This is a genomic window from Streptomyces sp. NPDC012637 (assembly GCF_042954805.1).
GTDB lineage: Bacteria > Actinomycetota > Actinomycetes > Streptomycetales > Streptomycetaceae > Streptomyces.
Map to the genome: position 1 here is coordinate 1215990 of NZ_JBIBDS010000001.1, position 17942 is coordinate 1233931.

The window sequence follows — 17942 nt, forward strand, 5'->3', positions numbered from 1 at the left end:
CCGGTCAACGGAGACTCCCTTCGGGCAGCGCGTCGGTCACCTGGTCGTCCGGGCGGACGGGCATGTCCGAGAGCTCCGAGATGGCGGTGGACAGGACGTCGATGCCGCGCAGGAAGTCGGACAGCACGATGTGCTCGGTGTCGGCGTGGTCGAGCCTGCTGTCGCCGGGGCCGTAGGTCGCCATCGGGATGTCCCAGACCTCGGCGAGGGTGTTCATGTCCGAGGTGGCCGTCTTCACCACGAGCCGGGGCTGGGCGTGCACCCGCCGGATGCCGGAGACCAGTGCGCGGACCGCCGGGTTGGAGCGGTCGGCCCGGCAGGCCTCCACCGAGTTCAGCACTTCGAGCCGGCCGGCGGGCAGCCGCTCGCGCAGTCCGCTCACGAGTCCTTCGACGTCGAAGCCCGGCGGGGTGCGGACGCTGAGGTCGACGGTGGCCGACGTGAGGTCGGCGTTGAGCTGGACGAGCGTCGCGCCGGGTTTGGCGAAGGCGTCGTGGCCCGCGTCCGGCCCGAGCAGGTCGACCAGTGCGTTCCAGGACTCCACGGCCAGTTCGGACGCCTTCGGCTCCGGGTTGCTGGGGTGGGTGGCGGGACAGGTGACGGTGTAGCGCATGTCGAGCTTGCCCTTGTAGCCGATCACCACGCTCGACCAGCCGCTGGGTTCGCCGATGATCAGCGCGTCCGGCCGGTCGTGGGTGGCGCGGATCGCCATCGCCCCGCGGGACTTCGGGGTCTCCTCCTCGACGACGCCGATGACGACGATCCGGCCGGGGAAGTCCGCCGCGCTGGCCGCGGCGCAGATCATCGCGGCGAGCGGTCCCTTCGCGTCGACCGCGCCCCGGCCGTACAGCCGGCCGTCCTCCGAGCGGACCGGGATCTGGCCGGGGACGGTGTCGAGGTGCCCGAGCAGCATCAGGGTCGGTCCGTCGCCGCGTTCGATCACGCCGATGACGTTGCCCACGGTGTCGATGTGGGCCCGGAAGCCCAGGTCCGCCATCGCCTCGGCGAGGTAGTCGGCCAGTGCCCGCTCCTGGTACGACGAGGAGGGGATCTCCAGCATTCCGCGCAGCAGCCCGACGGCACACGTCTCGGTGACGTTGCCGGACGAAGTGAATGCCCAGTTCATCGTTGCGCTCGCTCCCGTAGGTGTTCGACGATGCGGTCCGCGACATCGACCCGGTCGCCGAGGGCGGATTGGAAGCCGGAGAACTCGACCCGGTGGTTGACCTCGAGGACGAGCAGCCGGCCGTCGCGGTCCTCGATCAGGTCGACGCCGGCGATGTCGGCGCCGACGGCGGCGGCGGCCTCGACCGCGAGCTTGGCGAGCTCCGCTGTCGGTTCGCACGGCAGGGTCCTGCCGCCGAGCGCCACGTTGGTGCGGGTCGACTCGCCGGTCCGGTAGACGGCGCCGAGGAGCCGGCCGCCGACGACGATGGCCCTGATGTCCCGGCCGGGCTTGTCGACGAGCTCCTGCACGTAGGCGAGGTGCGACTGCGGGCTCGGCAGCGCGCCGACGTACTCGAGCACGCCTTCCGCGGCGGCGCGGTCATGGAGGGGAACGATCAGCCGGCCCCAGGAGCCGACCAGCGGTTTGATCAGCGCCGGGTAGCCGATGGAGTCGAGCGCGTCCAGTGCGGCCTGCGGGGTGAGGCCGAGCGCGGTGCGCGGGATCGGCAGCCCGGCCGCCTGGAGGGCCAGCGTGGTGCGCCACTTGTCGCCGCACACCTCGGTCGCGTCCGCGCTGTTGACCACCTCGACGCCGGCCGCGGCGAGGCAGCGGGCCGCGTACGCCGCGCGGGCCTGGCCGATCTCCCGGTTCAGGGCGAGGTTCCAGGGCAGGCCGCGCTGCCCGGCCGGGAACCACTGCACGCGCGTGTCGACGTGGTCGAAGGCGACGCCGCGCCGGTCGAACGCGTCGAACAGCCGTTTCTCGTCCGCGCCTACCCTGCTGGCGAGTACGGCGATCCCGCCGTCGCCCGGGTGCTCTGCTGTCGCTGACACGTGACCTCCGTAGTAGGACCACTGGTTGACCGGACGGCACGACCGGTCTGCCGCGTCGCACGGACGTTACGGGTGCGCCGCCGCCGCGCGCGTCCGCGACAAGTTCAACGGCGGGGACGCATTGTGTTTACTTCGCTCTCCCCCGGCTGCTCGTTTCGCTTACCCGGGCCGGCCGCCGCCCGTGTCACGCTGGACCGGATTCCGGCTGCCTGCCGCAGAGTTCACCGCGCGCTTTCCGTCCGGTTTCACACCGGCCGGGCCAGAGTGAAGGGGAAACCGTGGACCACAAATCAGAGCGGATACCGGTGCTCGCGCTGTGGAGCGCGCCGCGATCCCGCTCCACCGCGTTCGCGCGGATGATGGCGGAGCGGGGCGACCGCGTCGTCGTGCACGAGCCGTTCTCCCAGGTGGTCGACTTCGGCGAGGTGAAGGTCGGCGAGCGGGTCGCGCGCAGCGAACAGGACGTGCTCGCGGAGCTGCGCGCCATCGCGGCCCGTCAGCCGGTGTTCTTCAAGGACACGACGGACTTCGCCTACCCGGCGCTGCTCGCCGACGAGTCCTTCCTCGCGGCCGCGACGCACACCTTCATCATCCGCCACCCGGCCGAGGCCATCGCCTCGCACCACAAGCTCAACCCGGACCTGGGCCGGGACGAGATCGGCTTCGCCCGGCTGCACGAGATCTTCACGGCCGTACGGGCCGCCACCGGCGCCACGCCGGTCGTGATCGACTCGGACGACCTGCTCGACCGGCCGGCCGAGACCGTCCGGGCGTACTGCGCGGCGGTGGGCATCCCCTTCCTGCCGGACGCGCTGAACTGGCAGCCGGGCATGCGCTCGGAGTGGGAGGCGACCAGCCGCTGGCACGAGTCGACCAGCCGGACCGCCGGCTTCACCCGCGGCTCGGGCCGCGGCGCCGAGACGGTCGAGGCGGACCCGGTGCTGCGGGCCCACCGCGATTACCACCTGCCGTTCTACGAGGAGCTGCGCGCCGCCGCGCTTCGCCCGTGACCGCCCTGCCGGAATGCGCGGCGGGATTACCCGGTGAGTACACCGGAGCGCCGTTTCAGGCATTCGAGGTAATCACGGTGTGGATGAACAGCGCTAATCAGCGGCCTAGTTTGGGAACTCCGAACGGCATTCCAGTGAGGGGGATCACTTGACGGACATGCCGGTTTCTTCCGCCATTACCCGGCTGTGCGATCCGGTCGACATCTCCGGCCATCGCAACAACACCGCCGTCTCCGCGGCGACGGACACCAAGGCGGGACGGTTCAACGTCTGGGGGAACTCGTTCGCCGCCGAGTACCTGCCCGCGGGCGGGAGCCTCGTGCACGTGGCGGGCGTTCCCTTCCGGTTCCCCCCGGTCTGCGACGGTCCCGACAACGTGCGGTGCGAGGGCCAGTTCCTCGAGGTGCCGGAGGGCCGTTACGACTGGGTGCACGTGCTCGCGGCCTCGGAGCGGCGCTGCGAGGACACCGTCGGGATGCACTTCGCCGACGGCGCGGTCGACGCGGAACCGCTGCGGGTCTCCGACTTCTGGGCGGCGCCCGCGTGGTTCGGCGAGGTCAAGGCCTTCGAGAGTCTCGTCATGCACTACCCGCACCATGTGCAGCGGAACGTTTCCGCGCTGATGTGGGCGCAGCGGGTGCCGGTCACCCGGCGGGCCGGCCTGACCGGCGTCCGGCTGCCCCGCAACATCGCGGTGCACGTCTTCGCGGTCACCCTGCAGCGGACGGAGGCCGGGGCATGACGAGCGACGTGACGACGACGAGGACGTACATGATCACCGGGCCGGAGCCCGAGCTGTGGTACCGCGACCCCATCAGCTGCCTGCAGTCCACGTTCGGCGCGATCGTGGCCCGCTCGGGCGCCGATCCGCTGGCCGTGCTCGGCGCGGGCTGGCGGTTCCTGCACCTGCCCGGGGACGTCAGGTCCGAGGAGTTCTACTACCCGTGCCCGCCCGGCGAGTCCGACCTCGGCGCCGCCCTCGCGCCGCACCACGACCTGCACGCGCGCTGGTGGCAGCCGGCCGACGAGGACGACGTCTGGCGGGAGGTGCGCGAGAGCCTGGCCGACGACCGGCCGGTCATCGCCGCGGTGGACAACTTCCACCTGCCGTTCCGGCCCGCGTACAGCGACGTGCACGCCGCCCACCTCGTGGTGGTCTACGGCCTGGACGAGGTCCGCGGCGTCGTGTACGTCTCCGACGCGATGCCGCCGGCCTTCCGCGGCGCCGTCCCCGTCGAGGCGTTCCTGCGCAGCTGGGGCTCGGCCAACCCGACCGACCACCAGGACGCGTTCTTCAGCGACTCGCGGATCGGCAGGCGCTGCCTCGACGTCCGGCTCGACGTCGTGCCGCCGCCGCTGACTCCCGAGGCGCTCGGCGGCTTCCTGCGCGCCGACGTCGAAGGCTTCACCACCGCGGGCCCGGCCCGTACCGGGCTCGCCGGGCTCGACGCGTTCGCCGCGGAACTCACCGACCGCTGCCGCGCCGGCGACGCGAACGCGCTGCGCGAGCTGTACCCGTTCGGCTGGGGCATGCAGGCGCAGGCCGCCCTCCACGGCGAGCTGCTGCGCCGCTGCGGCCGTGAGTGGGGCGACCCGGAGCTGGCCGGCGCCGGACGCGCGGTGGAGGCCGTCGCGCACGCGTGGACCGGGCTGCGGATCACCGGCGCGCACGGCCTCGACGACCCCCGCGGGGCCGCGGCCGACATCGCCCACCACGCCACCGTGCTGCGCGCCCGGTACGCCACCGCGGTCGACGCCGTCGGCGCGGTCGCGACGCGCCTGTGACCGCGCCCTGTTCGACCACCGTGACCATGTCGAGAGGACAGTGATGAGCAAGCTGGCAGCGTTCGGCGGTACCGCGGCCGTGCCGAGGGACCGGCGCCACGTGGACTGGCCGCTGGTCGAGGACGAGGACCGCAAGGCCGTCCTCGACGCGCTCGACGGCGCCAGGCTGGTGTCGAACTCGGACGGTGCGAACCCGGTCTCCACGCTCGAGGAGCGCTGGGCGCGGCGGTTCGGCTACGAGCACTGCGTCGCGGTGTCCACCGGCACCGCCGCGCTCTCCCTCGCGCTGGCCGCGCTGGGTGTCGGGCCGGGTGACGAGGTGATCGTGCCGGCGATGAGCTTCATCGCCACCGGGCTCGCGCCCGTGCACCAGATGGCCGTTCCGGTGTTCGCCGACATCGACCCGGTCACGTTCAACATCGACCCGGACGACATCGAGCGCCGGATCACCGACCGGACCAGGGCGATCATCCCGGTGCACCTGCACGGCGCGCCCGCGGACATGGACCGGATCACCGACATCGCGCGCCGGCACGGCCTCGCCGTGGTCGAGGACGCCGCGCAGGCGCCCGGTGCGACCCACCGCGGGCGGCCGGTCGGCTCGATCGGCGACGCGGGCGCGTTCAGCCTCCAGGCCACCAAGAACATCCCCACCTGCGGTGAGGGCGGGCTGCTCGTGACGGGCGACGCCGGCCTCGCCGAAGCCGTGCGCAAGGGCAGGCAGTTCGGCGAGGTGATCGAGGCCGGCCGCGACCGCGACTACGTCTCGTACGGCCTCGGCTGGAACCACAAGATGAACGCCCTCCAGGCCGCGTTCACCGACGCCCAGCTCGCCCGGTTCGACGACTACGAGAGCATGCGGCAGCGCAACGTCACCGAGTTCCTCGGCAGGCTCGCGGAGCTGCCCGGACTGGGCGTGCCGACCGCGCTCCCGGACACCACCCACGCCTGGCACATCCTGCGGTTCCGCTTCGACCCGGCCGCGTTCGGTCTCGACGGCGTACGGCCCGAGGCCCTGCGCTCGGCACTGCGGCGGCTGCTGCGCGCCGAGGGCGTGCCGATGTCGCAGTACCAGCTCATGCCGCTGCCCGACCAGAAGGTCTTCGTCGACCGGGTCGGCTTCGGCTCGGGCTACCCCTGGACCGTCACCGGCGCACCTGCACCGGTGAAGGGCGAGGGCTACCCGGTGGCCCGCGCGGTCATCGCCGACTCGCTGACGCTGCAGAAGCGCCATCTCCACCCCGGGTCCGGCGAGCTGCTGCGCCTCTACGCGGACGCCTTCGAGAAGGTGTGGGCCAACCGCGACATGGTGGCGACCCTCGCGGCGGCCCGGTCATGACCGCCGCCCAGGCTCCGACCCTGGAGTCGCTGGAGGCGGTCGCCGCACGCATCCGCTCGCACGTCGTCGACATGTGCGCGGGGCCGGAGGGCGGTCACCTCGGCGGTGCCTTCTCGGCCACCGAGGTGCTCACCGCGCTGTACTTCTCGGTGATGAACGTGGACCCGGAGCGGCCGGACGACCCGGACCGCGACCGCTTCCTGCTCAGCAAGGGCCACGCCGCCGTCGCCCTGTACGCGACGCTGGCCGAGCGGGGCTTCCTGCCGGTCGGGGAACTCGCCACGTACGGGCGGCCGGGCAGCAGGCTGATGGGCCATCCGGTGCGCGCGGTGCCCGGCGTGGAGCTGCCGACCGGCTCGCTCGGCCACGGTCTCGCACTGGCCTGCGGGTTCGCCCTCGCCAACCGGTACGCGGGCCGTGCCGCGCGCAGCTTCGTCCTGCTCGGCGACGGCGAGCTCCAAGAGGGTTCGGTGTGGGAGGCGGCGATCGCGGCCGCGTCGCTGCGCCTCGACCGGCTGGTCGCCGTGGTGGACCGCAACGGGCTGCAGCTGACCGGCTCGACCGAGCGGATCGCCCCGATGGAGCCGCTGGCCGACCGCTGGCGCGCCTTCGGCTGGTCGGTGCGCGAGGTGGACGGCCACGACGCGGACCGGGTGGCGGAGCACCTCTCCGCCGGCCCGTGGGAGCCGGGCAAGCCGAGCGTGCTCATCGCCCGCACGGTGAAGGGCCACGGGCTCCCGTTCCTCGCGGGACGGGCGGCCAGCCATTACGTGACGCTGTCGCCGCGCAACCACGCGCGGGCGACGGCCGCGCTGGGGGGACACCCCCTGCGGACGACGACGGAGACCTCAGGATGAGCCGCGCGACCCGAGAGGCCTACCGGGACTCTCTCCTCTCCCTGCTCGACCGGAACCCCGAACTGATCTGTCTGGACAGCGACACCGGTCTGTTCAGCGCGGACCACGCGGCGGCGGCCGGCGAGCAGTACCTCAACCTCGGCATCGCCGAGCACAACCTGATGGGCATCGCCGCCGGCATGGCGGCGTGCGGGCGGATGCCGTTCGTCAACACGATGGCCGCCTTCGCGACGTCCCGAGCCCTGGAAGCGATCAAGATCGACATCGCCTACAACCGGCTGCCGGTGCGCATCATGGCCACCCACGGCGGTCTCGCCGCGGGTCACCTCGGCCCGACCCACCAGGCGCTCGAGGACCTCGCCGTGATGCGGACGCTGCCGGGCATGACCGTGGTCGTGCCCGCGGACGCCGCCGCAACGGAGGCGTTCGTCGAGCAGAGCCTGGACCTGGCGGGACCGCTCTACGTCCGGCTCGGCCGCAAGCCGTCCCCCGCACTGCCGGAGTCGGCCCCTCCCCCGGTCATCGGGAAGGCGCAGACGCTGCGCCGGGGCGAGGACGTCGTGCTCGCGTGCTGCGGCCCGTACCCGGTTCTCGCCTGTCTCGAAGCGGCGGACGCCCTCGCCGGTCTCGGCATCGAGGCCACCGTCCTGAACCTGCACACGCTGCGGCCGTTCGACGCGGAGACGCTCGTGGCGGCGGCGGGGCCGGCCAGGCTCGTCGTGACGCTGGAGGAGCACTGGCGCGGCGGCGGTCTCGGCGGCGCGGTGGCCGAGACGCTGGCGGAGGAGGCACCCACGCGCGTGCTGAGGCTGGGCATGCCCGACCGGTTCGTCGACGAGGTCGGCAACCAGGAGCACCTCGTCGCGCACTACGACCTCACCGCGGAGCGGGTCGTCAGGACGGTCCGCACCGCGCTCGGCAGGACGGCCGTCGACACGACGGCCCTCGCCGGAACCACCCACTGAGGCAGCACCACCGAGGCACCACCGATCCGAAGGGACACCACCGATGACCACAACGACCCAGGCCTGCCCCGAGTGCGAGGACGAGGTGCAGATCAGCGCATCCGTGCGGCTCAACGAGATCGTCGAGTGCGCCGGCTGCCGCAGCGAACTGGAGATCGTGGCGCTGAGCCCCGCGGTGCTCGCCCTCGCGCCCGAGGTCGAAGAGGACTGGGGCGAGTGACCGTGCGAGGACGGACGGCACCCACCGGGCGTACGACGTGATCCGGGTCGCGGTCGTCGGCGCGGCCGGCTACATCGGAGGGGAACTGCTGCGTCTGCTCGTCGGCCATCCCGAGGTCGAGCTGGCGCACGCGGTCTCCTCCCGGTTCCCCGGCAAGCGCGTCGACGGCGTGCATCCGAACCTGCGGTCCGCCACCGACCTGCTGTTCTGCTCGGCGGACGAGGTGGAGGAGTGCGACGTGGTCTTCCTCGCCACGCCGCACCGCGCCGCCATGACCCAGATGGAACGCTGGACGGGACAGGCCAAGCAGGTCTTCGACCTCACCGGGGACTTCCGGCTCGACGACCCCGAGGTCTTCCGGCGCTACTACGGCACCGAGCACGCGGCGCCGCACCTGCTCGGCGAGTTCGTGCCCGGGATCCCGGAGCTGTACCGGGACCGGCTGCGCACCGCCGATCTGGTCAGCGTGCCCGGCTGCATGGCGGTGGCGGGCGTGCTCGCGCTGCACCCGCTCGCGGCGGAGGGACTGGTCGAGCCGGAGGCGCAGTTCGACGCGCGCACCGGTTCCAGCGGCTCCGGCGCCACCGCGGGCGAGGCGAACCTCCATGCCGAACGCAGCGGCGCCATGCGGGTGTTCGCGCCGACCGGCCACCGGCACGAGGCCGAGATCTCCCGGCACCTGGGCATCTCGGCGGCGATGACGGCGACCGGCGTCGAGGCGGTGCGCGGCGTGCAGACCATCTGCCACGCCACGCTGCGCCCCGGCGTGGACAAGTCGGCGGTGCGCAGGGCGTTCCGCGAGCACTACCGGGACGAGCCGTTCGTCCGGGTAGTGGCCCACCAGCGCGGCACGTTCCGCTATCCGGAGCCGAAGATCCTGCTCGGGTCGAACTTCTGCGACGTCGGCTTCGCCGTCGACGAGGAGGCGGGCCGGCTGGTGACCATCGCCGCACTGGACAACCTCATGAAGGGCGGCGCGGGCAACGCGGTCCAGTGCCTGAACATCCGCATGGGCTGGCCGGAGAACCTCGGTCTGTCCTTCCCCGGCCTGCATCCCGTCTGAGCCCCGGTGACTGGAGACACTGTGACCACCAGACCGCTGACCGTCGTCAAGTGCGGCGGCAACCCGGCCGTCGACGCGGCGGGCATCTGCGCCGACGTCGCCGGGCTCGTCCGGGCCGGAGAATCCGTTCTCCTGGTGCACGGGGGCTCGGCGGAGATCGCCCGGCTGGCCGGGAAGCTCGGCGTGCCGCAGCGCCGGCTGGTCGCCCCGGACAACGTGTCCACCAGGTACACCGACCCGGCGACCCTCGAAGTGGTCGTCCTCGCCCTGGCCGGTGCGGTCAAGCCGAAGATGGTCGCCGAGCTGTCCCGGCTCGGCGTGCCCTCGGTCGGCCTCACCGGCCTGGACGGCGGCATGCTGCGCGCCCGCCGCAAGGCCGCCGTCCGGTCCGTCGTGGACGGCAGGACGACCCTGGTCCGGGACAACCTCAGCGGCCGGCTGAGCGAGGTCCGCACCGAACTGCCGCGGACGCTGCTGCGGTCCGGCTTCGTGCCGGTCGTGTCACCGCCCGCGATGGACGAGCAGGGCCAGCCGGTGAACGTCGACGCCGACCGCGTGGCGGCGGCCCTGGCGGCGGCACTCGGCGCCGACCGCCTGGTGCTGCTGACCGGCGCGCCGGGCGTGCTCGCCGATCCCGACGACGCCACCAGCGTGCTGAGCGGCTACGAGGTGCCGGCGAGCGGCGCGCCCGGCCGGTTCGCCGGCGGTGGCATGGCGCTCAAGCTCGTCGCCGCGCGGGAGGCACTGGCCGGCGGGGTCGGGTCGGTACAAATCGCGGACGGGCGGGTGCCGGACCCGGTCAGCCGGGCACTGGCCGGGTCCGGCACCACGGTAACCATGACGTGCGCGGAGCCGGCCACCGCCGGACCGAGCGGAAGGGAGCTCCGAACATGAGCGAACCGAACGGCGAGACGGCCGTGTGGCAGGGCGGCACGGTCTGGCTGACCGGACTGCCCAGCGCGGGCAAGACCACGCTCGCACTGGGCCTGGCCGGGCGACTGCGCGCCGAAGGACACCGCGTCCAGGTGCTCGACGGCGACGAGGTCCGCGCGGCGCTGTCCGCGGAACTGGGCTTCTCCAAGGAGGACCGGGACACCAACGTGCGACGGATCGGCTACGTGGCCGGGCTGCTCGCCTCGCACGGCGTCACCGTCCTCGTGCCCGTCATCGCCCCGTACGCGGTCTCCCGCGCGGCGGTGCGGGAGCGGCACGCGGCGCAGGGCGTCCCGTACGTCGAGGTGCACGTGGCCACGCCGGTGGAGCTGTGCGCCGACCGCGACGTGAAGGGTCTCTACGCCCGGCAGGCGGCCGGCGAGCTCACGGGCCTCACCGGCGTGGACGATCCCTACGAGGTACCCGTCGACCCCGATCTGCGGCTCCCCACCGAGGACCGTACGGTCGAGGAGTCCGTCCTGCTGCTGCGTGCGCTGCTCACCGCACGCGGGCTGTCGTGACCGCCGTGGCGCGGGCCGCGCTCGACGACGCACCCGGACGCCTCGGGCCGCCGGCGGCCCCCGCGGCGCCGTCGCTGTCCCACCTGGAGATGCTGGAGACCGAGGCGGCGCACATCTTCCGCGAGGTGGCCGGCGAGTTCGACCGGGCGACGCTGCTGTTCTCCGGCGGCAAGGACTCGATCGTCATGCTGCACGTGGCGCTCAAGGCCTTCGCCCCGGCGCCGCTGCCGTTCTCGCTGCTGCACGTGGACACCGGGCACAACTTCCCCGAGGTGATCGCCTACCGGGACCGGATCGTCGAGAAGCACGGCCTCCAGCTGGACGTGGCGTCCGTGCAGGCGTACATCGACGACGGCAGGCTCCGCGAGCGTCCCGACGGCACCCGCAACCCGCTGCAGACCGTGCCGCTGCTCGACGCCATCCGGGACGGCCGTTACGGCGCCGTGTTCGGCGGCGGTCGGCGCGACGAGGAGAAGGCGCGCGCCAAGGAGCGGGTGTTCAGCCTGCGCGACGAGTTCGGCGCCTGGGACCCGCGCAGGCAGCGGCCGGAACTGTGGCAGCTGTACAACGGCCGCCACGAGCCGGGCGAGCACGTCCGCGTGTTCCCGCTGTCCAACTGGACCGAGCTCGACGTCTGGCAGTACATCGAGCACGAGGGCATCGAACTGCCCGAAATCTACTTCGCGCACCGGCGCGAGGTGTTCCGCCGCGACGGCATGTGGCTGACGGCCGGCGACTGGGGCGGCCCCCGGGACGACGAGCCCGTGACCGAGCGGCGGATCCGCTACCGCACGGTCGGCGACATGTCCTGCACCGGCGCGGTCGACTCGTCGGCCTCGACGGTGGAGGCGGTGATCGCCGAGATCGCGGCGAGCCGCGTGACCGAGCGCGGTGCGAGCAGGGCCGACGACCGGCTGTCCGAGGCCGCCATGGAGGACCGCAAGCGAGAAGGGTACTTCTAGACATGTCAACGGACGTTGCGGAGGCGGAGGTCCGGTCCGGCGCGTCCCGGCGGCTCTCGGGCGGCCTGCTGCGCCTGGCCACCTGCGGGTCGGTCGACGACGGCAAGTCCACGCTGGTCGGACGGCTCCTGTACGACACCAAGTCCGTGCTCGCCGACCAGATGGAGGCCATCGAGGAGGCGTCCCGGCGGCGCGGGCAGGACGGGCCCGACCTGGCGCTGCTCACCGACGGCCTCCGGTCGGAGCGCGAGCAGGGCATCACGATCGACGTGGCCTACCGCTACTTCGCAACGCCCCGGCGGCGGTTCATCCTGGCGGACACGCCGGGCCACGTGCAGTACACGCGCAACATGGTGACCGGCGCCTCCACCGCTGACCTGGCGGTGATCCTGGTCGACGCGCGCAAGGGCGTCGTGGACCAGACCATGAGGCACTGCGCCGTCACGGCCCTGCTGCGGGTCCCGCACGTCGTGCTCGCCGTCAACAAGATGGACGCCGTCGGCTACGAGGAGTCCGTCTTCACCGCCATCGCGGACGAGTTCACCGAGCGGGCCCGCGAGCTGGGCATCGCCGACGTCGTCGCCATCCCGATGTCGGCGCTCGCCGGGGACAACGTGGTCGAACCGTCGGCCTCCATGGACTGGTACGGCGGTGACACGCTGCTGTCCCACCTGGAGAGCGTGCGGGTGGGTGGGGACCCGGCCGGTATGCCGCTGCGCCTGCCCGTGCAGTACGTGATCCGGCAGCCCTCCGGCGACCGGCAGACGGTCGAGCGCTGGCTGGCCGGACAGCTGGCCTCCGGCCGGCTCGCGGTCGGCGACCGCGTCGTCGTCCAGCCGGCCGGGGCGGCCAGCACGGTCGTCGACCTGAGCGTGCTCGGCCGGAAGGCCGACGTCGCGTGGGCGCCGCAGTCGGTCGCGGTCCGCCTCGCCGACGACATCGACGTGGCCAGGGGCGACCTGCTCACCGCCGGCCCCGCTCCCGCGCCGGTGCGGCGGCTCACCGCCACCGTGTGCCACCTCGACCAGCGCCCGCTGCGCCCCGGACAACGCGTGCTGCTCAAGCACACCACCCGGACCGTGCCGGCCGTGGTCGAGCGGATCACGTACCGCATGGACGTCACCGTCGCCGGGCGGCTGCCCTGCGAGGACGGCCTGTCCGCCAACGACATCGGCGGGGTACGGATCCTCACCGCCGAGCCGCTCGCCGTCGACGACTACGTCGACAACCGGCGCACCGGCTCGTTCCTGCTCATCGACCCGCAGGACGGGGCGACCCTCAGCGCCGGCATGGTCGACGCGAGGACGGAGCACCCGTCGCCCGAGTGACCCACCGCGCAAGTGATCCACCGCACCAGTGATCAACCGCCGAAAGGGTGAACCACGCCATGAGTACGACCGCGGACGCCACTTCCCCCCAGGAGCACGTCGCCTTCGCCGAGCGCTGGGGCGCACACAACTACCACCCGCTGCCCGTGGTGCTCAGCCATGGGGAAGGCGCCTGGGTGACCGGGCTCGACGGCCGGCGTCATCTCGACTTCGTCGCGGGGTACTCCGCGCTCAACTTCGGCCACCGGCATCCCGCCATCGTCGCCGCGGCCAAGGCGCAGCTCGACCGTCTCACGCTGACCGGCCGGTCTTTCCACAACGACCAGTTCGGCCTCTTCTGCCGGGAACTGACGGAGCTGACGGGCACCGAGATGGTACTGCCCGCCAACACCGGCGCCGAGGCGGTCGAGTCGGCCGTGAAGGTGGCCAGGAAGTGGGCGTACCAGGTAAAGGGCGTGCCGGACGGCACCGCCGAGATCGTGGTCGCGGGATCGAACTTCCACGGCCGCACCACGACGATGGTCTCGCTCTCCACCGACGCGGCCGCCCGCAAGGAGTTCGGCCCGTTCACGCCCGGCTTCCGGGTCGTGCCGTACGGGGACATCGACGCGCTGCGCTCGGCGGTCACCGAGCACACGGCGGCGGTCCTCCTCGAGCCCGTCCAGGGCGAGGCGGGCGTCGTCGTCCCGCCGAAGGGCTATCTCGCCGAGGTCCGCCAGCTGTGCGACGACACCGCCACGCTGTTCCTCGCCGACGAGGTGCAGTGCGGTCTCGCCCGTACCGGCGCGACCCTGGCGCTGGACCACGAGGGCGTCCGCGCGGACCTGTACACCCTGGGCAAGTCGCTGGGCGGCGGCCTCCTCCCGGTGTCCGCGGTGATCGGCCGGGCCGACGTCCTCGGCGTGCTCAAGCCCGGCGAGCACGGCTCCACCTTCGGCGGCAACCCGCTGGCGGCGGCGGTCGGCCGCGCGGTGGTGAAGCTGCTCGCGACGGGTGAGTTCCAGGAGCGGTCCCGCGAGCTCGGCGCGTACCTGCACGCGCGGCTCGGCGAGCTGGACAGCGTCGCGGAGGTCAACGGCCGCGGCCTGTGGGCCGGCGTGGAGATCGCGGAGGGCCGTCCGACCGGACGGCCGGTGTCCGAGGCGCTGCTCGAGCGCGGTCTGCTGGTGAAGGAGAACAAGTCGCACCTCCGGATCGCACCGCCTCTGGTGATCACCCGCGAGGAGATCGACTTCGGAGTCGACGCCATCGCGGAGGTGCTGGGCTGACACCTCGTCAACCGGGTTCCGCCGTACGGCGGAACCCGGCCGGGTGAGGCCCACCGTGATAGCGTTGCACCCGGTGATCCTTTACCACGAGGAACAGCATTCCCTCTGACCACCTGGCAGGGACGACCCGTCGGCCGGACCACCGTCGGGCATCCCGTGCCGCAAGTCCCACCGTCTCGACCGCACGTGGACGGACACGAGGCCGCTGACCCTCCGTGCGGCGCACCGCGCGGACGTGCCGAGCTGATCCTTCCAGCGCCGTGACGCCATTTCCGACTCCCGGCGATCCCGCGGGTCGGCACGCGAGAGAAGGAGCCGCATTGTCCATCGATGTCGAACCCACCGGACGGCCTCGCGTCCTGGTCGTCGGCGGCAAGCTCAAGCTTGTGCGCAAGGCCCGCGAGCTCGGCCTCGACGTGGTCCACGCCCAGTACCCGGACGCGTACGACCGCGACCACTGGCCGCACGTCGACCAGGCGCTGCTGCTCGACTACGGCGACATGGACCGCTTCCTGCCGCTGGCCCGGGCGTTACACGAGGTGTACCCGTTCCAGTCGGCCGTGGCGCTGTTCGAGCTCGGGCTGCTGCCGGCGGCGAGGATCAACGAGGCGCTCGGCCTGAACGGCGAGTCCGTCGAGACCGTGGAACTCCTCCTGGACAAGTGGCGGATGCGGCAGCGGCTCGCCGAGAAGGGCATCAGCCCGATGGCGTCCGCGGTCGGCCGGTCCGCCCAGGACGTGCGGGACTTCGTCAAGGCGCACGGGCTCCCGATCATCGTCAAGCCGATCCGCGAGTCGGGCAGCGTGGGCGTGTTCCGCGTGAACGACGAGGCCGACGTGGAGGCCGTCGCCGGGCGCTACCGCTCGCTCGACGACGAACAGTGGGCCGTCGGCGACCTGTTCAGCGCCGACTCCTTCGACGAGTTCCTGATGGAGGAGTACCTCGACGGCCCCGAGATCAGCGTCGAGACGCTGAGCTTCGACGGCCGGCACGTGGTCTGCGCCGTGACCGACAAGGCGGCGTTCGGCGGCGGTTCCGGCTTCGTCGAGCTCGGGCTCTCGCAGCCCAGCCGGCACCCCGAGGAGACGCTGGCCGAGGTCAGGCAGCTGGTCGCCGACTTCCTCGACGCGATGGGACTGCGCAACGGTCCCAGCCACACCGAGATCCGGCTGACCTCGCGCGGCCCGCGGATCATCGAGTCGCACAACCGCATCGGCGGCTACGGGGTCAACGAGATGGTCGAGGTCTCCTCCGGCGTCGACATGGAGCGCTACACCCTGGGCGTGCGGTTCGGCCTGGTGGAGCCGCTGACCGGGTCGCCGGAGCCGCTGGGCGGCGTGGCCCTCCAGGCCCTGACGCCGGAGCCCGGCCGGGTCGTGGAGGTGAACGGCGTCGACGCCGTGCGCGCGGACCCGGCGTTCGTCGACCTCCACGTGAAGGTCAAGCCCGGCGACGTGGTGAACCCGCTGACCTGGAACGAGGACATCGGCGGCTACGTCATCGCCCGCGGCGCCGACGCCACCGAGGCGATCGCCCACAGCAAGCGTCTCGCCGCGGCGGTCCACGTCCGCACCGAGCCCGTCGCGTGAGCACCGCACCGCCGGACAAGTCACGCGTCGCGGAACCCCGGTTCCGCGACGCGTTACGCACCTTGCCCGCCCGGGTGTGGATCATCAGTCTCGGCATCCTGGTCAACCAGGTCGGCAACTTCCTGCCGGTGTTCATCGTGCTCTACCTGACCGAGCGGGGCTACTCCGCCGGAGCCGCGGGCCTCGTCCTGGGCGTGTCCGGTCTGGGCAAGGTGCTCGGCAACGCCGTCGGCGGCTACCTCGCCGACCGGCTCGGACGGCGCTGGACCATCGTGCTCTCCGCGGTGACCACCGCCGGACTCACGGCCGTGGTGCCGTACCTCGAAGCACTGCCGGTCATCATCGTCGTCGTCGGGCTGATCGGCGTGACCTCGCAGATCTACCGGCCGGCCGCGGCAGCGGTGCTGATCGACGCGGTGTCGAGCAACCAGGAGCGGCTCGCGGCCTTCGGGGTGTTCCGGTTCGCGATGAACGTCGGCTCCGCGCTCGGCGGCGTCATCGGCGGTGTCCTCGCCGCCACCTCGTACGTCGAGCTGTTCCTGGGCAACGCCGTGGCGTGCCTGCTGTTCGGCGTGGTCATGGCGCTGCTGCTGCGGGACGGGCCCAAGTCCGCCGCGGAGCGGGAGGACGCGGAGGCGAAGGCGGACCGGGCGGCCGGCTACCGGCAGGCACTGGCCGACCGCGCGCTGGTGCGGTTCCTGGTGATGATCCTGGTGGCCGAGTTCGTCTACATCCAGTCGAGCGTCGCCCTGCCCCTGCACGTCAACGACGTGGGTCTGAGCGAGCGCGACTTCGGTCTCCTCATCGGGCTCAACGGTCTGCTGGTGCTGGCCCTCGAACTGCCCATCACCGGCTGGGTCTCCCGTTACCGGCTCGAGTACGTCCTGGCCGTCGGCAACCTGGTCATCGGCGTCGGGCTCGCGCTGACCGGGTTCATGGACAGCATGGTCATGCTGGCCGCGACGGTGGTGCTGTGGTCACTCGGCGAGATGATCTCCACCTCCGTCTCGCAGGCCTACCTGGGGAGCATGGCTCCGCCGCACCTGGTCGGCCGCTACCAGGGCCTGTACGGCGTCGCGTACACGATCGGCACGGGCGCGGGGCCGCTGATCGGCGGGGCCCTGTACGCGGTCAGCCCGTGGGGCCTGTGGACCCTGGTCGGCCTGGCCGGGCTGCTGGCCGCGCAGCTCTGTCTGCCGCGCCGCGGCGCGGCGCCGGCGGTGAAGGAAGCGGATTCCCGATGTTCCGTAACGGATGGACAGGAGAGAACTCGTGAGTGACTTCGCAGGACTCGTCGCGATCGTGACCGGCGGCGCGTCGGGAATCGGCCTGGCCACGGCGAAACTGCTGACCGGCAGGGGAGCCAAGGTCGCCGCGCTCGATCTCAAGCCCGACGGGCTGCCGGACGACATCATGGGCATAGCCGTCGATGTGACCGACGACGCCCAGGTCAGGTCCGCCGTGGACGCCGTGGTCGAGCGGTTCGGCAGGCTGGACGTGGTGGTGAACAACGCCGGCATCAGCGCGGTCGGCGACGTCACCGTGAACAGCGACGAGGAGTGGCTGCGCGTCCTCGACGTCAACGTGGTCGGCATGGTGCGGGTGGCCCGGCACGCGGTGCCGCACCTGCGGCGCTCGCCGGCCGCGGCCATCGTCAACACCTGCTCCATCGTCGCGTGGGCCGGCGTGGAGCAGCGGGTGCTGTACTCGGCCAGCAAGGGCGCGGTGCACGCGCTGACGCTGGCGATGGCGGCGGACCACGTCCGCGAGGGCATCCGGGTCAACTGCGTCGCTCCCGGCACGGCGGACACGCCGTGGGTGGACCGGCTGATCGACCGCATGCCCGACCCGGACGCGGCCCGGGCCGCGCTCAACGAGTTCCAGCCGATGGGCCGCGTGGTGACGGCCGACGAGGTCGCGAACGCGATCGCGTACCTGGCCAGCCCGCTGTCGGGGTCCACGGTGGGCACGGTGCTGTCCGTGGACAGCGGCATGCACGGCCTGCGCCTGCGTCCGCCGACCGACAAGGGCGGCAAGTACTGACGGAACGGCGCGGCGGGTTCTCCGGTCACGAGCACCGGGGAACCCGCCGCGCCCGTTC

18 protein-coding genes are annotated in these 17942 nt (G+C 72.5%); 16 read left to right on the forward strand and 2 right to left on the reverse strand.

The features are described 5' to 3' along the window. Positions 1-4 precede the first annotated feature (4 nt). Both ACFY8W_RS05535 and ACFY8W_RS05540 read right to left on the reverse strand, forming a co-directional pair. Positions 5-1126, reverse strand: coding sequence for a M20/M25/M40 family metallo-hydrolase (locus tag ACFY8W_RS05535; protein ID WP_391100574.1), 1122 nt, complete (start codon positions 1124-1126; stop codon positions 5-7). Then, entirely contained in the window at positions 1123-2001 is an 879-nt protein-coding gene (locus tag ACFY8W_RS05540; RefSeq protein WP_391100576.1) for a RimK family alpha-L-glutamate ligase, read from the reverse strand. The genes ACFY8W_RS05535 and ACFY8W_RS05540 overlap by 4 nt, the downstream gene beginning before the upstream one ends. Before the next feature lie 278 nt (positions 2002-2279). Between ACFY8W_RS05540 and ACFY8W_RS05545 the strand changes: the two genes are divergently transcribed. From ACFY8W_RS05545 to ACFY8W_RS05620, 16 genes are all read left to right on the forward strand, one after another. Next, positions 2280-3011, forward strand: a complete 732-nt coding sequence (locus tag ACFY8W_RS05545) for a sulfotransferase family protein (RefSeq protein ID WP_391100578.1) — start codon at positions 2280-2282, stop codon at positions 3009-3011. A 157-nt stretch (positions 3012-3168) separates the two neighbouring features. Further along, complete coding sequence (locus ACFY8W_RS05550; RefSeq protein ID WP_391100581.1) at positions 3169-3753, forward strand: hypothetical protein; 585 nt, start codon at positions 3169-3171, stop codon at positions 3751-3753. Beyond that, on the forward strand, positions 3750-4796 hold the full coding sequence (locus tag ACFY8W_RS05555; RefSeq protein WP_391100584.1) for a BtrH N-terminal domain-containing protein: 1047 nt from the start codon (positions 3750-3752) through the stop codon (positions 4794-4796). The genes ACFY8W_RS05550 and ACFY8W_RS05555 overlap by 4 nt, the downstream gene beginning before the upstream one ends. 43 nt (positions 4797-4839) lie before the next feature. Continuing rightward, positions 4840-6135, forward strand: a complete 1296-nt coding sequence (locus ACFY8W_RS05560; protein ID WP_391100586.1) for an aminotransferase class V-fold PLP-dependent enzyme — start codon at positions 4840-4842, stop codon at positions 6133-6135. Then, positions 6132-6992 (forward strand): thiamine pyrophosphate-dependent enzyme, encoded by an 861-nt coding sequence (locus tag ACFY8W_RS05565; protein ID WP_391100587.1) that lies wholly within the window; start codon positions 6132-6134, stop codon positions 6990-6992. The genes ACFY8W_RS05560 and ACFY8W_RS05565 overlap by 4 nt, the downstream gene beginning before the upstream one ends. Further along, positions 6989-7957: a transketolase C-terminal domain-containing protein gene (locus ACFY8W_RS05570; RefSeq protein ID WP_391100589.1), complete on the forward strand. Its 969-nt coding sequence runs from the start codon at positions 6989-6991 to the stop codon at positions 7955-7957. The genes ACFY8W_RS05565 and ACFY8W_RS05570 overlap by 4 nt, the downstream gene beginning before the upstream one ends. Before the next feature lie 43 nt (positions 7958-8000). Then, complete coding sequence (locus tag ACFY8W_RS05575) at positions 8001-8177, forward strand: lysine biosynthesis protein LysW (protein WP_391100591.1); 177 nt, start codon at positions 8001-8003, stop codon at positions 8175-8177. A 37-nt stretch (positions 8178-8214) separates the two neighbouring features. Then, on the forward strand, positions 8215-9240 hold the full coding sequence (gene argC / locus ACFY8W_RS05580) for an N-acetyl-gamma-glutamyl-phosphate reductase (protein ID WP_391100593.1): 1026 nt from the start codon (positions 8215-8217) through the stop codon (positions 9238-9240). Positions 9241-9261: 21 nt separating this feature from the next. After that, positions 9262-10134 (forward strand): [LysW]-aminoadipate kinase, encoded by an 873-nt coding sequence (locus tag ACFY8W_RS05585; protein ID WP_391100595.1) that lies wholly within the window; start codon positions 9262-9264, stop codon positions 10132-10134. Beyond that, the gene (gene cysC / locus ACFY8W_RS05590) at positions 10131-10694 is read left to right on the forward strand and encodes an adenylyl-sulfate kinase (RefSeq protein ID WP_391100598.1); all 564 of its coding nucleotides are present in this window, start codon (positions 10131-10133) and stop codon (positions 10692-10694) included. The genes ACFY8W_RS05585 and cysC overlap by 4 nt, the downstream gene beginning before the upstream one ends. Next, on the forward strand, positions 10691-11656 hold the full coding sequence (gene cysD / locus ACFY8W_RS05595; RefSeq protein WP_391100600.1) for a sulfate adenylyltransferase subunit CysD: 966 nt from the start codon (positions 10691-10693) through the stop codon (positions 11654-11656). The genes cysC and cysD overlap by 4 nt, the downstream gene beginning before the upstream one ends. Positions 11657-11658: 2 nt before the next feature. Continuing rightward, entirely contained in the window at positions 11659-12984 is a 1326-nt protein-coding gene (locus ACFY8W_RS05600) for a GTP-binding protein (RefSeq protein ID WP_391100603.1), read from the forward strand. 59 nt (positions 12985-13043) lie between these two features. Continuing rightward, positions 13044-14252: an ornithine--oxo-acid transaminase gene (rocD, locus tag ACFY8W_RS05605; protein ID WP_391100605.1), complete on the forward strand. Its 1209-nt coding sequence runs from the start codon at positions 13044-13046 to the stop codon at positions 14250-14252. Positions 14253-14572: 320 nt separating this feature from the next. Next, on the forward strand, positions 14573-15841 hold the full coding sequence (locus ACFY8W_RS05610; RefSeq protein ID WP_391100608.1) for an ATP-grasp domain-containing protein: 1269 nt from the start codon (positions 14573-14575) through the stop codon (positions 15839-15841). Beyond that, a complete protein-coding gene (locus ACFY8W_RS05615; RefSeq protein ID WP_391100611.1) occupies positions 15838-17121 on the forward strand; it encodes an MFS transporter in 1284 nt (427 codons plus the stop codon). The genes ACFY8W_RS05610 and ACFY8W_RS05615 overlap by 4 nt, the downstream gene beginning before the upstream one ends. Continuing rightward, positions 17114-17884: an SDR family oxidoreductase gene (locus ACFY8W_RS05620; protein ID WP_391100613.1), complete on the forward strand. Its 771-nt coding sequence runs from the start codon at positions 17114-17116 to the stop codon at positions 17882-17884. The genes ACFY8W_RS05615 and ACFY8W_RS05620 overlap by 8 nt, the downstream gene beginning before the upstream one ends. Positions 17885-17942 lie beyond the last annotated feature (58 nt).